Origin of the sequence: Streptococcus sp. 2018WUSS126, from assembly GCF_044427425.1 — a bacterium.
Taxonomy (GTDB): domain Bacteria; phylum Bacillota; class Bacilli; order Lactobacillales; family Streptococcaceae; genus Streptococcus; species Streptococcus hashimotonensis.
The window spans coordinates 86,674-103,117 of record NZ_JAOTGB010000002.1 but is presented as its reverse complement, the minus strand read 5'-3'; the positions used below and the strand labels follow the sequence as shown (position 1 = coordinate 103,117).

General features: G+C 42.9%; 12 protein-coding genes. 5 read left to right on the top strand and 7 right to left on the bottom strand.

The window, feature by feature from the left end:
- Positions 1-29 precede the first annotated feature (29 nt).
- Positions 30-1,322: an adenylosuccinate synthase gene (locus ODU34_RS01620; protein WP_398578331.1), complete on the bottom strand. Its 1,293-nt coding sequence runs from the start codon at positions 1,320-1,322 to the stop codon at positions 30-32.
- 363 nt (positions 1,323-1,685) lie between these two features.
- Between ODU34_RS01620 and gshAB the strand changes: the two genes are divergently transcribed.
- From gshAB to dusB, 4 genes are all read left to right on the top strand, one after another.
- A complete protein-coding gene (gene gshAB, locus ODU34_RS01615) occupies positions 1,686-3,917 on the top strand; it encodes a bifunctional glutamate--cysteine ligase GshA/glutathione synthetase GshB (protein ID WP_398578330.1) in 2,232 nt (743 codons plus the stop codon).
- A 557-nt stretch (positions 3,918-4,474) separates the two neighbouring features.
- The gene (locus tag ODU34_RS01610; protein WP_398578329.1) at positions 4,475-7,594 is read left to right on the top strand and encodes a DUF6359 domain-containing protein; all 3,120 of its coding nucleotides are present in this window, start codon (positions 4,475-4,477) and stop codon (positions 7,592-7,594) included.
- Positions 7,595-7,673: 79 nt separating this feature from the next.
- Entirely contained in the window at positions 7,674-8,540 is an 867-nt protein-coding gene (gene hslO / locus ODU34_RS01605) for an Hsp33 family molecular chaperone HslO (RefSeq protein ID WP_105179159.1), read from the top strand.
- Positions 8,533-9,537, top strand: coding sequence for a tRNA dihydrouridine synthase DusB (gene dusB, locus ODU34_RS01600; RefSeq protein WP_024402097.1), 1,005 nt, complete (start codon positions 8,533-8,535; stop codon positions 9,535-9,537). Before hslO ends, dusB begins: the two co-directional genes overlap by 8 nt.
- Positions 9,538-9,640: 103 nt before the next feature.
- Here dusB and ODU34_RS01595 read toward each other — a convergent pair whose 3' ends face one another.
- The 3 genes from ODU34_RS01595 to ODU34_RS01585 form a co-directional block, all read right to left on the bottom strand.
- Complete coding sequence (locus ODU34_RS01595; protein WP_105179158.1) at positions 9,641-10,129, bottom strand: adenylyltransferase/cytidyltransferase family protein; 489 nt, start codon at positions 10,127-10,129, stop codon at positions 9,641-9,643.
- A 122-nt stretch (positions 10,130-10,251) separates the two neighbouring features.
- Positions 10,252-12,705: an ATP-dependent Clp protease ATP-binding subunit gene (locus ODU34_RS01590; RefSeq protein ID WP_205014608.1), complete on the bottom strand. Its 2,454-nt coding sequence runs from the start codon at positions 12,703-12,705 to the stop codon at positions 10,252-10,254.
- 3 nt (positions 12,706-12,708) lie between these two features.
- Positions 12,709-13,167 carry a CtsR family transcriptional regulator gene (locus ODU34_RS01585; protein ID WP_136647325.1) on the bottom strand — a complete coding sequence of 153 codons (459 nt, stop codon included), beginning with the start codon at positions 13,165-13,167 and terminating at the stop codon, positions 12,709-12,711.
- Positions 13,168-13,436: 269 nt separating this feature from the next.
- Here ODU34_RS01585 and ODU34_RS01580 point away from each other — a divergent pair, with 269 nt between their 5' ends.
- Positions 13,437-13,775: a thioredoxin domain-containing protein gene (locus ODU34_RS01580; protein ID WP_136647326.1), complete on the top strand. Its 339-nt coding sequence runs from the start codon at positions 13,437-13,439 to the stop codon at positions 13,773-13,775.
- 247 nt (positions 13,776-14,022) lie between these two features.
- On the opposite strand, the gene ODU34_RS01575 is transcribed toward ODU34_RS01580, so the two are convergent.
- Genes ODU34_RS01575 through ODU34_RS01565 form a run of 3 tightly spaced genes read right to left on the bottom strand, consistent with a single transcriptional unit; the run spans position 14,023 to position 16,432 of the window.
- A complete protein-coding gene (locus tag ODU34_RS01575) occupies positions 14,023-14,643 on the bottom strand; it encodes a Spy0128 family protein (protein WP_161499143.1) in 621 nt (206 codons plus the stop codon).
- A gap of 36 nt (positions 14,644-14,679) precedes the next feature.
- Positions 14,680-15,387, bottom strand: a complete 708-nt coding sequence (gene srtB, locus ODU34_RS01570; protein WP_029752678.1) for a class B sortase — start codon at positions 15,385-15,387, stop codon at positions 14,680-14,682.
- Between the two features lie 16 nt (positions 15,388-15,403).
- Positions 15,404-16,432, bottom strand: coding sequence for a QVPTGV class sortase B protein-sorting domain-containing protein (locus ODU34_RS01565; protein WP_205014609.1), 1,029 nt, complete (start codon positions 16,430-16,432; stop codon positions 15,404-15,406).
- Positions 16,433-16,444: the final 12 nt, after the last annotated feature.

Here is a 16,444-nt window from a genome sequence, read left to right as displayed (position 1 = left end):
AGACCGAACTTTCGTTCAGTCTTCGCACACTATTTTGCGCTCCATACACTCTCAAGGATGTTGGTCTGTTCACGACCAGGACCTACTGAGAAGGTTGAGATACGAACGCCGACCAATTCGCTGATACGACGAACATAGTTGCGAGCTGCTTCTGGCAATTCATCCAGGCTACGCACACCTGTGATGTCTTCTGACCAACCTGGCATTTCTTCGTAGATTGGTTTGCAACGTTTGAGTTGTTCTAAGCTTGCAGGGTAGTAGTCAATACGCTCACCATCCAAGTCATAAGCCACACAGATTTTCAACGTTTCAAGACCTGACAAGACGTCAATCGAGTTAAGAGATAAGTTGGTAATACCTGACACACGACGGCTATGGCGCATCACCACTGAGTCAAACCAACCGACACGGCGTGGACGTCCAGTTGTCGTACCGTATTCCTTACCGATTTCGCGGATACGGTCTCCGATTTCATCGTGCAATTCAGTTGGGAATGGTCCGTCACCAACACGGCTAGTATAGGCCTTACATACACCAACAACCTTGTCAATCTTGCTTGGGCCGACACCGCTACCGATGGTCACACCACCAGCAACTGGGTTTGAAGAAGTAACGAATGGATAGGTACCTTGGTCAATATCCAACATAACCCCTTGCGCACCTTCAAACAAGACACGTTTACCTTGATCAAGAGCATCGTTCAAGATAACAGAGGTATCTGTTACATACTTTTTGATTTCTTGACCGTAAGCGTAGTATTCTTCAAAGATTTCATCAAACTCAATCGGAGTTGACTCATACATTTTCTCAAACAAACGGTTTTTCTCAGCCAAGTTTGTTTTCAAACGCTCGGCAAAAATCTCCTTGTCCAAGAGGTCTGCAATACGGATACCAACACGGGCTGCCTTGTCCATGTAAGCAGGACCGATACCCTTGTTGGTTGTACCAATCTTGTTCTCACCTTTAGACTCTTCTTGCAACTGGTCCAATTTGATGTGGTAAGGCAAGATGACATGTGCGCGGTCTGAAATCCTCAAATTATCTGTTGTTACACCTGAATCATGGAGATAGTTGATTTCCTTCACCAAAGATTTTGGATTGACAACCACACCATTACCGATTACAGAAATCTTTTCTGGGAAGAAGATTCCTGACGGAATCAAGTGCAATTTATACTTAGTGCCATCGATAACGATAGTGTGTCCAGCGTTATCACCACCTTGATAACGTGCGATTACTTCAGCATTAGCAGACAAGAAGTCTGTAATTTTACCCTTACCTTCGTCGCCCCACTGGGTTCCTACAACAACTACTGATGTCATATTCACTCTTTCTCTGAACTGGCTAACCAGCCCAGCCTTTCTTCTACTTCTGGCAGGAATCTCACCTGCAAGTTTCGTTTTACACACTATTCTATCAAAAAACGAACATTTTTTCAAGAAATTCCAATAATTTCATATATAGCGAATGTTTTTATTTTTTAAAAAGCATATTTCAAAAAAATCCGATTAAACACACGAGATAGACATGTGTAAATATGCTTTTAACAGAGAAATCCGAAGTCTTTGTTTGCTTTCCGTGATTTTCAGTACATTTTTCACGAAAAACGTAGCAGAAATTTGTATTTGCCCTCCAATCTAGATAAAATTGGAATAAGACTTTGACAGAAATATAAAGGACTTAGTATGTTACAAAAATTATTACCAAACAACCCCATTCTTCAGGCTACTTTTGGAATTGAGCGCGAATCACTTCGCATCAATTCAAACCACAGAGTTGCACAAACTCCCCATCCTCATAAACTGGGTTCTCGTAGCTTCCACCCCTATATCCAGACAGACTACAGCGAGCCACAGTTAGAGTTGATTACACCAATCGCTCAGTCGACTAAGGAAGCTCGTCGCCTACTGGGAGCCATTACAGATGTTGCCGCACGTTCTATGGATAAGCAAGAATACCTCTGGCCCCTATCCATGCCACCTATGATTTCAGAAGAGGAAATCCAAATTGCCCAACTGGAGAGCGACTATGAGTACCAATATCGTGTCGGTCTGGGGGAACGCTATGGCAAGCTCGTCCAGTCTATGTCTGGCATCCATTATAATTTTGAATTAGGAAAAGACCTAACCCAACAACTTTTTGAATTAAGCGAGGAAACAGACTTTATCGCATTCAAAAATACCCTCTACCTCAAATTAGCACAAAACTTCCTCAACTATCGTTGGCTCTTAACCTACCTATATGGGGCAAGTAGCCTAGCCGAAAAAGGATTCCTAACTACGGAAGTCGGTTGCGTCCGTTCCATTCGTAATTCCAAGTACGGCTATGTCAACTCCGATGATGTTCATATTTCCTTTTCTTCTCTCGAACAGTACGTGGATGACATCGAACAAGCTGTCCAGTCTGGTCAACTGTCTGCTGAGAAGGAATTTTACTCTTCCGTCCGCCTCCGTGGTGCCAAGACTAGCCGTGACTACCTCAGCAAGGGGATTTCTTATTTAGAATTCCGTTCCTTTGACCTTAACCCCTATGACCCGCTTGCTATTAGTCAGGAAACCCTTGATACAGTCCACCTCTTTATCTTAGCTCTTCTTTGGCTAGACCAACTGACAGATGTTGATAACACCCTAGCAAAAGCAGATAAACTTAACAATCTCATCGCCCTTAGCCACCCCCACTCACCTCTACCTAACGATGCCGATGCCACGCCAATCTTGACGGCCATGAAAGCCATAGTTGCCCACTTTGGGCTGGATAACTACTATGGCCAGCTCATTGCACATGTGGAGGCCGCTCTTCAAGACCCACATCTGACCCTTTCCGGAAAAATAGCAGAGCAGGTTGAAGATGGGTCTCTAGAAAAGTTTGGTCAGCAGCAAGGACAAGTCTTTCATGACTATGCTTGGACAGCCCCTTACGCCCTCAAGGGCTATGAAAACATGGAACTCTCCACCCAGATGATTCTCTTCGACGCCATTCAGCTGGGCTTGAACGTGGAGATTTTGGATAAAGAAGACCAATTTCTCAAACTCTGGCATGGTGACCATGTCGAGTACATCAAAAACGGCAACATGACCTCCAAGGACAACTACGTCATCCCTCTCGCCATGGCCAACAAGGTCGTGACCAAGAAAATCTTGGACCAGGCTGGTTTTCCAGTGCCTGCGGGAGCGGAATTTGCAAACAAGACAGATGCCCTGCGGTACTACGGACAGGTAGCCAGCTCTGCTATTGTTGTCAAACCAAAGTCCACCAACTTCGGTCTTGGCATCTCTATCTTCCAAGAACCAGCCAGCCTTACGGACTATGAAAAGGCCCTGGACATCGCCTTTTCAGAAGACAGCCATGTACTAGTGGAGGAGTTCGTGGAGGGAACCGAGTACCGCTTCTTCATCTTGGACGGCAAGTGCGAGGCTGTCCTGCTCCGCATCGCAGCCAATGTCGTGGGGGACGGTAGCTCAACCATCCGTGAATTGGTGGACCAAAAAAACCAAGATCCACTGCGTGGGCGTGACCACCGTTCACCGCTGGAAATCATCAACTTGGGCGACATCGAACTGCTTATGTTGGAGCAGCAGGGCTACACACCCGATACAGTTTTGCCAGAGGGCGTTCAAGCCTTTCTGCGTGGCAATTCCAATATCTCAACAGGTGGCGACTCCATCGATATGACCGACCAGATGGACGAGTCCTATAAGCAACTGGCCGCTGATATGGCGACTGCCATGGGAGCTTGGGTCTGTGGTGTGGACTTGATTATCCCCGACCGCACCAAACCAGCCAGCAAGGACGAGCCTAACTGCACCTGCATCGAACTCAACTTCAACCCTGCCATGTACCTGCACACCTACACCTACGCAGGACCTGGACAGAGCATTACACCGAAGATTTTGAAAAAATTGTTTCCAGAGCTATAGTTTTCCATTTTCCTTACTTTGTTAGTACTTACTTCAAAGATTCGTGGAGCTTTTGAAGGCTGGAGATAGGGCAAAGCACATTCGCCTCAATAGCTGCAGGTTGCTAGAACATTCTAGGTTGGAAATAAGACTTGCCTCTCTATAAAGTACGGCAAAGTGAGTTCAAACAAACCAGTGGATTGTTTGAAGCGGGAAATCCAGAAACGGACTTCCTCTTGCGCCGAAGTAAAAAAAGTCAACTAAAGGACTATATATCTGCTTTGCCCCTTTCTTCCTTCACAAAACCTCCCAACTAATGTTAAACAAAATGAATATGGCACCAAGATAATCATTTATATCTCGGTGCTTTTTTATGAACCAATTCCCTGTATTCAATCCAATTGTTCGTTATTTGTTTTGTTTTCCAATGTATTTTTACTATTTCATTTGAATTTTTAAAAATATCCGTATTATATCCAGAAAAAGTATTCCAAACGACTCATTTTTTGTTAAACTATATGTATATAACAACCGCAGACGTTTTGATAACGTCCATATATAACAAAAAGGAGTTTTATATGAAGATTAGAAACCGTTCTCTCTTCTATACCGTAGGTTCTGTAGCGGTAACAGCCGGACTCTTGTTTAGTCTTGCTACTTCGCCCATACCATCTGTGCACGCTACTGAAGTGGCGATAGAGAATTATCCGTCACTTGCAATAACCAAGTCGGAAGTCACGATACAAGGCTATCTTATTGCACCACTTAATAGTAGCGGAACTGCTTTTGACGCTACTAACAAAACAAATCTAGCCCTTGGTGCAAGCATGGATACTGCGGCTGCCGACACTATCCCTATTCAACTAAAAGAACCTCTTCGTAGCCAATTCAACCTCGTTGATCATCCCGAACTAGTCGGAAAATTGGTTCGCATCACAGGAACTAGCGATACATACATGAAGCGAGCTGGGATCAAACCAGCTACAGCGATTGAAATCGTAGATTCATCTTCTACTAATGTTCAGCCACCAACAAGTGAAAATACAGCTACCAAACCAAGTGACCTTGTTTCTACACCGATTGCTACTGTTCGTTCTGGTGCACAAGGAACAGAGTACACAGTCTCTGGTAAAATTATTAGCCTAGTAAACGGTTGGGGAGGAAATGGTTTTTACCTCCAAGGCTCTGACGGTGCTGGTATCTATATCTACCCTGGGGCTGCCTTGGGCTATCAGCCTGGTGATACCATTCAATTAACAGGAACATTGGGTGAGTATAAAGGCGAACTCCAACTAACTACAGTTAGCAACCACAAGGCTATCTCTGAGAATTTCAACACTCCTATTACAGAAACAAACATTGCTCAGTTAACGACGCAAGCACAGGCAACACTAGTTTCTCTAAAAAACTTGACTGTCGGAGATATTCAAAGCGATAGCTATCAAAATTCTACCTTTACCGTAACTGACTCTGAAGGACAAACTGTGGATGTGCGTTTAGACAGTCGAACAGGCATCAAAACGGCGGATCTTTTGAACCGTATCAACAAGGGAGATAAGATTAATCTAACCGCTATTTTATCCACCTATAACGGAAAAATACAATTAAAACCATTTGACCTCTCTCATTTTGAAGTCATTGAAAAGGCAACGACGGAAGCAGGACCAGGAAAGACCGAAGCTGTAACAGTCGGTCGCATTCAAGGTGCAAGTCACCAATCACCTCTGGTGAATCAATCTGTTATGCTTAAAAATGTCGTAGTAACCTACGTTACCTCTGCCAATAACTTCTACGTGCAAGATGTCACACCAGATGGAGACGTCAAAACATCTGACGGTATTAACATCTTTACTAACAAATTAAAAACAAATGTCAAAGTAGGAGATCTTGTCACTATCGCAGGACGAGTAGAAGAATACCTCGGAAAAGGTTATACAGAACGTGGGGAAACAGACTTAACCATCACACAAATTCGAGCTACTGAAGTAACTGTGGATGGGACTGCACCTGTACCATCTCCTATAGTCCTTGGTCTTGATCGAACCATCCCAGCCGATATTATTGACAACGACGGTTTGGCTCAATTTGATCCAGAACAAGATGCACTCGATTTCTGGGAATCCGTTGAAGGCATGGTGGTTGCCGTTGATGATGCAAAAATCCTCGGCCCACTAAAAAACAAGGAAATCTATGTCACTCCTGCCACTAGTCAACTTCCTTTAAACAATGTTGGAGGCATCAACCTTCGCCCTGAAGGGAATAATACCAATATCATTCCACTACTTTTGAAAAATGGAAAACAGATCGTCAAATCAGGAGACTATTTTACCGGTCGTATTGCTGGACCAGTTACCTACTCTTACACCAATTATAAGGTCTATGTAGATGATAGCACCCTTCCAACCTTGCACGAAGGAGCTACAAAACCAGAAACAACAACCATTATCCCAAATGATGACAAGCTGACTATCGCTTCTTATAACATTGAAAACTTCTCTGCTGATAGTAAGTCAACATCAGACGCTAAAGTCCAACGCATTGCCAAATCCTTTGTTTCAGACCTACATTCTCCAGATATTATCGGATTGATTGAAGTGCAGGACAACAACGGTGCTACAAACGACGGTACAACTGATGCTAGTAAGAGTGCTGAACGCCTAATTGCAGCCATTCAAGCAGCCGGCGGACCAACCTATACCTATGTGGATATTGCTCCTGAAAACAACAAAGACGGCGGACAAGAGGGAGGCAATATTCGCGTCGGCTTCCTCTACAACTCAAAACGTGTCAGCCTATCTGACAAACCAATCGGTACCGCAACACAGGCAGTAGCTTGGGAAAACGGCGAACTCAATCTCAGCCTGGGCCGAATCGACCCAACCAACAGCGCTTGGGCAGCTGTCCGCAAAACACTTGCAGCTGAATTCGTCTTCAAAGGCGAGAAAGTCGTTGTCCTTGCTAACCATCTCAACTCAAAACGCGGTGACAATGGTCTCTACGGAAAAATCCAACCCGTCAGCTTCAAGTCCGAAGAAAAACGCCACATACTAGCACAAATTATCGCTGACTTTACAAAAGCAGGCTTAACTCAAAATCCAAATGCTAATATCGTTATGCTAGGCGACTTCAATGACTATGAATTTACTAAAACCATAGAAATTTTAGAAACAGGAGGAATGGCTAACCTCGTTAGTCGTCACGATGCATCCGATCGCTTCTCTTACTTCTATAATGGAAACAATCAGTCTCTTGACAATATGCTGGTATCAACTAACTTGTTGGAGCGCTATGCCTTTGATATGGTCCATGTCAATTCGGCCTTTATGGAAGAACATGGCAGAGCTTCTGACCACGATCCGCTATTGGTACAACTGGATGTGACAAAGGCACAAGAACCAACTCAACCAGAACCAAGCGACAAGCAGACAGATGACTCAGGAACAGTCAATAATAGTGATGACAATGGTACGACCAACAATAACAAGCCAACAAATCTTTCAACTTCTAATCAAACATCTGTAAATACTGATGACCGTTCTGGCACTACAGACAAGGGACAAACAACCGTGACCCCTACTGCCAAAAACAATCAAAAGAAAATCCTTCCAAAGACAGGAGGAGAAACAAGCTTTGTACTTATCACAATCGGTCTCGTAATCTTGAGTGCCTGCCTTGTTAAAAAACAAAAAGAATCCTAATCATTTTTTGAGCTTGAAAGCATGACTTTCAGGCTCATTTTTCTACTGCTCCACCTCCACTTGTGCTATAATTAAAGTTATGGATAAAATTATTAAAACACTATCAAAAAGCGGGCATTTCCGTGCCTTTGTGCTAGATAGCACAGAAACCGTGAAAACAGCCCAAGAAAAACACGACACCATGGCGTCATCCACCGTTGCTCTGGGTCGCACCCTCATTGCCAATCAAATTTTGGCTGCCAATGAAAAAGGCGATACAAAAATCACCCTGAAAATCTTGGCCAGCGGTGCTGTTGGGGCTATCATCTCCGTTGCCAATACCAAAGGTCAGGTCAAGGGCTACATTCAAAATCCAGACTTGGATTACAAACGGACAGCGACTGGCGAAGTCATCGTTGGACCTCTTATAGGCAATGGCCAATTCCTAGTCATCACAGACTACGGAACAGGTCACCCCTACAATTCCATGACACCCTTGATTTCTGGTGAGATTGGTGAAGATTTTGCCTACTTCCTGACAGACAGCCAGCAGACACCTTCAGCAGTGGGATTGAACGTGTTATTAGACGAAGAAGACAAGGTCAAGGTAGCTGGCGGATTCTTGTTGCAAGTTTTACCAGGTGCAACCGAGGCTGAAATTGCCCGTTTCGAGAAACGCATCCAAGAAATGCCTGCCATTTCAAGCTTGCTGGCTTCTGAAAACCATATAGAAGCTCTGCTATCCGCCATTTATGGCGACGACGACTTCAAACGCCTATCCGAAGAAGAAATCGGCTTTGTCTGCGACTGCTCTAAAGACCGCTTCCTCGATGCTCTAGCCAGCCTGCCAAAAACGGATCTGCAAGAGATGAAAGACGAGGACAAGGGCGTGGACATCACCTGTCAATTCTGCCAGACCCATTACCACTTTGACGAAAACGATTTGGAGGAACTCATCAATGGCTAATCTCAATACCCCTTTCATGATTGGTGATGTGGAAATCCCCAATCGCTGCGTGCTGGCCCCAATGGCTGGCGTGACCAACTCGGCCTTCCGCACCATTGCCAAGGAAATGGGCGCAGGCCTGGTCGTTATGGAAATGATTTCTGAAAAAGGCCTTCTCTACAACAACGAGAAGACCCTCCATATGCTCCATATCGATGACAACGAATACCCTATGTCTATCCAGCTTTTCGGCGGCGATGCCGAAGGACTAAAAAGGGCTGCCGACTTCATCCAAACCAACACCAAAGCTAATATCGTGGATATTAACATGGGCTGCCCTGTCAACAAGGTCGTTAAAAACGAAGCTGGTGCCAAGTGGCTCAAGGACCCCGACAAGATTTACCATATCATCAAGGAAGTGACCTCAGTCCTCGATATTCCCTTGACTGTTAAAATGCGGACGGGTTGGAACAATACCGACCTAGCGGTCGAAAATGCCCTGGCCGCAGAAAGTGCTGGTGTGTCTGCCCTAGCCATGCACGGACGGACCCGCGAGCAGATGTACACAGGAACCGTTGACCTGGAAACCCTCACCAAGGTAGCCAGCAGCCTGACCAAGATTCCTTTCATCGCAAACGGCGACATCCGCACTGTCCAAGATGCCCGCCAACGAATCGAGGAAGTCGGAGCTGATGCCGTCATGGTCGGACGGACTGCTATGGGAAATCCTTACATCTTCAACCAAATCAACCACTATCTTGAAACAGGAGAAGTCCTGCCCGACCTCTCCTTCGATGACAAACTCAATGTCGCCTTCGACCACCTGACCCGATTGACCAATCTCAAAGGCGAATCCATTGCCGTACGTGAATTCCGTGGTCTTGCCCCTCACTACCTCCGTGGTTCAGCAGGTGCTGCCAAAATCCGTGGTGCCGTTGCCCGAGCAGAGACTATCGAGCAGGTCCAAGAACTCTTTGACCAAGCTAGAGAAGCCTATCAAGAACGGATTGCTAAGTAAGAAAATCTGAGAAGTTTGATACTTGCCAATCATTAAACATATACAAAAACGCATAAAGCCAGGGTTATAACCTGATTTTATGCGTTTTTTCTGTATGATAGCATTATTCATGCTCAGCAAAGAAGCCAACAAAGGCAGGGGCAATGTAGTCTCGATACTGCTCTGGATGTTCACGAATGAGAGTCGCTGAAATACCAAATTTTCTAGGACTATAATGAGCTTGATAGCCTCGATTTTGCAGTTCCTGAGCGTATTCTTCCTCAGACACATAGAAGACTGGCGTTTGATGTTCAGACAAATCCAATAAACCAAGCAAGCGGTCTAACCAAAGGTCCCAACCATCTGGATAGGGAGGCAAGTCCGTTTCATCCAGGGCACAAACTTCGACAAAATCATCACCCTCAAACTGCCCTTGAGCAAATTGAATTCGTTTGGTCAAATCTAAACCAATCAAATCCCCACGGTCCTTGTCATATCCTGACACCACAATACAAACCTGACCACAGGCCAACTTTGCTCGCTCGATCAAATCCAAATGTCCCTTGTGCATGGGAGCAAAGGTTCCGAAAACAACAGCTATGGTTTGATTCATAGATTTCCTTTCTACTTGCTAAAGAAAGAGGCGAGCAAGCTCACCTCTTCAACTATCTCATCCGTTTTTCAAAACGGAAGAACAATTCTGCATCTGGAAAGGATAGCAACAACAAGCACTCCTTATCCCTTTACCACATCAAACTTGAGCTCTTCGCCCTTGACCCCAACCTTCAAGGTCGAACCAGTAGCCAAGTCACCACGGAGCAACATTTCTGCTAACGGATCTTCCAATTTGGTTTGTAAGAGTCTACGAAGAGGACGAGCCCCCATTTCTGGGTCGTAACCTTGTTTAGCCAATAACTTAAAGGCTGATGGTTGAAGTTTAAGGGTAATTCCTTTCTCAGCTGTTACAGCCAACAAAGGTTTAATCATGACCTTGACAACATCCTGCATATGAGTTTCCGTTAGGCTATGGAAGACAACTTTCTCGTCAATACGGTTGATAAATTCTGGACGATAGGCTTTTTTCAATTCCTCAAAAATGCGTTTCTCCACTTCCTTGTGGTCCTTAGATAAATCAAGGGCACCAAAACCAACTGTCTTATCATCACGAAGGGCTGTTGCTCCAAGGTTTGATGTCATGATAATAATGGTATTTGAGAAATCAACCTTACGTCCCTTACTGTCTGTCAGAACACCATCATCCAAGACCTGCAAAAGAACATTGAAAATATCTGGATGAGCCTTTTCAACCTCATCAAAAAGAAGAACAGAATAAGGTTTGTTACGAACTTTTTCTGTCAATTCGCCACCTTCCTCATAGCCCACATAGCCCGGAGGGGCACCGTTTAAACGGCTGGCTGCGAATTTCTCCATGTATTCAGACATATCAAAACGGATAAGAGCAGATTCGTCATCAAAGAGAACTTCTGCCAAGGCCTTAGCAAGCTCTGTCTTACCAACACCAGTTGGTCCCAAGAACATAAAGGAACCAATCGGTCTGCGACCTGTACGAATCCCTGACTGATTACGGCGAATAGCTCTGCTAACTGCAGAAATAGCTTCTTCCTGCCCAATCACACGCTTGTGCAATTCTGCTTCCAGATTCAGATACTTCTTAGTATCTGATTGGCTAAGCTTGGCTACTGGGATACCTGATAAGCGGCTAAGTGTTTCTAAAACATCTTCTTCTGTTACTTCAAGGTCATAGTTTTGACTAGCCTCGGCATCTTCTTTCGTTTTAATCAAAAGCTTGCTGACAGTCTTATATTTTTTATCCATCAAGGCCTTATCAATACTCGTCAGTCCTGTTTCCTCAGCCTGCCCTTTCACTCGATTTTGTACCGTTGCACTGGCTTCATCCATCAAATCAATGGCAGAATCTGGCAGGTTTTTACTAGTCAAATACCGCTTAGCGTAGGTCACAGCAGTCTCTACAGCCGTATTTCCAATACGGACCCTGTGGTATTTCTCAAAAGTACCTTTTAAACCAGTCAAAATGGCAATGCTATCTTCCACTGTCGGCTCTTCAATGGTCACTTTGGCAAAACGACGAACCAGGGCTGCGTCTTTCTCAATATGCTTTTGGTACTCTGTCTGAGTCGTCGCTCCGACTGTACGGAGGGTGCCACGAGCAAGAGCTGGTTTGAGGATATTGGCTGCATCCAAGGTCGAATCAATCCCCGAGCCAGAACCCATAATGGTATGCAACTCATCAATGAAGAGGATGACCTGACCATCTTCCTCGATGTCGTTGATAATATTATTCATCCGCTCTTCGAAATCACCACGGAAACGAGTTCCAGCGATAACGTTCATCAAGTCAAGTTCCAAAACCCGCATCTTAGCCAAGCTGACAGGGACATCACCTGCAGCAACACGTTGAGCAAGACCCAAAGCAAGCGCAGTTTTTCCGACACCTGCATCACCAACTAGAACTGGGTTGTTCTTGGTTTTACGTGATAGAATTTGGATCATCCGTGCAATCTCAGCGTCTCGACCGATGACAGGTTCAATCTTCCCTTCACGAGCCAAAGCTGTCAAATCACGAGTGTAGTCTTCTAATCCACCACTTTGAGGTGCTGGGGGCATTCCCATCATCTGTCCCATATTAGTAGGTTTGGCTTTGCCACCCTTCATCACACTGCGGATAGCTTTAAGGTCCTCTTTGGTAAATCCCGCACGTGCCTCCAAGTTTTTACGCAAGTCCAAGAAACGAAACTTATCATCTGAGTCTTCAAAACAAAAACCTACCTTGTCCAAAATCTGACTAGCTGTTGACCGCTTGTCCAACAACATAGCCATAAACAAATGCTCCGTTCCCAGCTCCTTAGCCTTGACGACTTCTGCAATTTTCTTGGCAAAACTAGCCGTTTCATCCAAACGTTTAGAAGATGGTAAAATACGAAAACTATCCAACTCTTCACGATAGACCTTGTCGGTCACAACAAAAGTTGCATGTTCATAGTCAGAAATTGAAATAGGATATTCTGCCAAAACAGCGCCGGCGACTGTATCATGGTTGATAACGAAAGACAAGAGAACATGCCATGTTTCCAAGTATTCACAAGCATAACGTTGTGCGACCAACTGGGCATCTTCAAAAACACTTTGTAAACCAGTTGAAATTTTCATAAATTAATCCTCTTTCCTATCTAAACGTCGTAGTATTTGACGCATCATGCGTGCTCGAATAGCACTTGCATCTTTCCCTAATATTTCATCAGTTCCTGTGGACAAAAAGAGATTGCCTTCTCGTTCTGTCATCAATCCTTCATCAAAAAGGAGCTGTAAAATATCCGCATAAACCGTCGCAGACAACTGCTCACCCATATTGTTTAACAAATCATGGACCAATTCGTGCTTATCCGAAAAGGTAATCCGCCCAATTCGGATATAACCACCACCACCACGCTTACTCTCAACAATATAGCCACGGCTGGCTGTAAAACGGGTTTTAATGACGTAGTTAATCTGACTTGGCACCACTTCAAACCGACTGGCCAATTCACTTCGACGCAACTCAGCTACACTGACTTGGTCCAAGATGGCTTTGATATGCTCTTCTATATAATCCGATGTATTCTTCATCGCCATAGTATCGCCTCTTTCTTTGACTATCTTTGACCATTATACCTTAAAATGACGAATTTTGAAAGCAAAAGCCTAGCAACTAGCATAGCAGAATTTTGAAATCTGCTCTGCTTTATCCTATAATAAAAGAAAAAATAGAAAGGACTAGGGGCTCCGTATTTGGTTGAACTGAGTACGGGCTACGGACTAGGTCAAAAAGATAAACGAGAACTAGTCGTCGTTCTGTTTCCTAGTTTGTCTGTGTCCGCTTAAGGCCCTTTATATCTTATACCATGAACTTTCAAGATTACATTCAAGACTTTACAAGTGTGACTGTGGAGCAGGCACAGAACCTTCTAGCTGCAAAAGAGGGGGCTGTTCTCTTCATCGGACGAGCAACCTGCCCTTACTGCAACCGCTTTGCGCCAAAACTCCACAAGGTCGCCCAAGACAAGCAAGTGACCGTCCACTTCCTCGACTCCAGCCAAGTCAGCCCTGAACTCCAGGCCCTCCGCGACCACTACCGAGTTCCTACCGTACCAGGCCTCCTCGTCGCAAAAGCAAACGGCGTCCAAGTCCGCTGCGATTCCAGCATGACGGAAAAAGAAATTGTGGCTTTTATTGAGGACTAATACATAACAGACAAAAAAGCACCGACCACAAGACCGGTGCTTTTTAAGGAGATTATGAAAAATATTTAGGATTGATACTAGTGTAACCTAACCAAATATATCCGACATCCGCCCTAAGACCGATTTTACAAAAAAGAAAAAGTCATTAGAAGTACAATTCTAACGACTTTATTTTGGTTTGAAGCATCGACCAAAAAGCCAAAACTTTTACCATCTTTATTACAACTTGATTACATCACAATATAACTTAAAATGCTCTCTTATATACTATTAAACCAATAGATAAAACAATAAGCATTACACCCAATAAGAAAATCTCTTTAGTAGTTTTTTCTCCTGTTTGAGGCAAAACTTTTGTGTTGTTAGCAACTTTTTTGTTGTCAGCAACTTTATTTTCTTCAGAGGTATAAATAGTTTTAAAGAGAAGTTCAGTTTTCTTATCTTGATTCATTTCTGAAGCAACTATTGATGTACGTAATTGAGCTGTCACTTCATCCACTGAAACAAGAACAGTAACTCGATATTTTGTCTGGTCAAAAATATAACCTTCTAAACCATTATCTTCCTGAGAAAGTATATATGTGTACTTACCAGGTGTTGTATAGGTTAAATTTGAAAAACGTCCCTTTTCTTCTCCGTCAACTGTTACTTTTGTCCCTTCTTTAGGTAGGGGAAAGCTAGGATCTTCTGGAGTCAAAATAAAAGTAAACTTTCCATTAGGGAGGGGTTTTCCATTCTGAGTCACTAACTGGTTTTTGAAAACAATTTCAGTAACAACGGATTGTTCAGCAGAAACTGCATTGACCACATGATTTGTTCCTAAAACCACCCCTAAAAAAACAAGTAACAGAGTGAATATTTTCTTCATATATAGCTCCATTATTCTATACTAATATCAAATGCTTTAAATTATCCCTAAAACCAATATTCTACCATCTGTTTCTGTATCTTCACAAGTCGACAACGCAACTAATCTATTTTGTTTCGTCATCTTTAAATCTCGATATTGAACTGATTTCGTTTTTATATGAGCTAGTAAATTCTCAAACCTCTGTTCATCAATTCCAGTCGGATTAAACATCATTTCATCAAAAGCATCTGTCTTCACACATGCAAAAAATGATATTGTTTTAGAAGAACCATCTGGGAGAAAAAGTGTCGCAGTTTTATGATCTTTAAAATAATCTGCGTTACAAAACTTTGGCAATTCCCCAAACATGACATCTCCTGCCATATGGTGGGCATAGATAATGGAATAAACATCATTAAAGCTAGATTGATTACGATGATCAAGGAAAACACTGCCAGAGAGGGAATATTCTCCCTCTACTGATTTATTAATATAGTCTAAGTTTGTTTTTCCTTGAACAAGAGGATAATCAATATTTGTTCCCTTTACTTCTAACCATCCTATTACTTCAGAATTTAAGTGTAGAAGCTTTTCAAAATCAATTTCATTCTCTTTATAACTTTGGTAATTAGCTGCGCTTGCATTATGATATAGAAAATAATTACTATACAAACCTAACAAAGCGAGTCCCAAAATTAGAAAACAGAACAGTAACAAACATCTATCAATTATCCAGTTTAACCACTTAATTAAGGCATACATATAACATTAGCATTGATTAAGCTTTTTTATTTTTAACAAAGTATAGAACTCCACCGATACCAACTAGTGTCATAACAGCATATGGAGCAATTGCCATCGCAACACCTGTCGGTGTATTAATGTTTTTATTATTTGTTACAACGATTGCATCTGAGGTAGCATCTGAAGTTTGTTCATCAAATGCATATGCTTCCTGTTTGTCAACACCATCGTTCGTATCTTTATCAATTGTCGCTGTCTTCTGATAATCTTCTGAGCCAATTTCTTCTACTTTGTAGGTAACTCCAATTGGTAACTTAGCAATATCTAGTCTTTCACCGTCTTTTAGTTTAAAGGTGTTTTCCCCAATTGAGAACTGCTTACTATCAACAAGATCGCCTTTCTTGTTGATTTTAGCTTCAATTGATCCTGATTTATAAAGTTCGTTAGCTGTTAAAGTAAGTTTAAATTCAAATTCCTTATTCTTATCACCAGCATTACCAGTCACTTTTTTTGTCACAGTTAACGCTGTTGTTTTCAAGGCGTTATCAAACTTAATTGGTTCCTTAGCGCTATTATTTTCTTGATGTGACACAATATATTTCGGTTTGATTGTACCAGCTTCATCCAAGGCATAAACATCAACTACATATTTCTTAGTAGAGTACGTTACACCTGGAGTATCTCCAGAAGTTTCTGTCACTAAATAGCGATACACCCCTGGTCTTGGATATACAACTTTTGAAAAATCAAAATCTGTAGTTTTATCTTTATTTGCCATAGTATCAGTATTAGAGTATGAAATAATTTTCTGTGTTTCCATACCCTCTACAATACCTGAATATACCGTTAAACCATCTTTTGTTTCAGTTGAACCAGCTACATTCTGTGAAGTGATGGAAAAAGTAAAATCTGTAGCTGGTGACAAAACACCCTCTGTCAACTCAAATGACTTAGTCACCTGTAATGACGAACCATTCACTACTGGAGTCTCCTCCGCCTTAACTGTTCCTGTAGCAAGCATCATCAATGCCAAACCTGATACTAAAAAACTATACTTCTTCATTTTATATTCTCC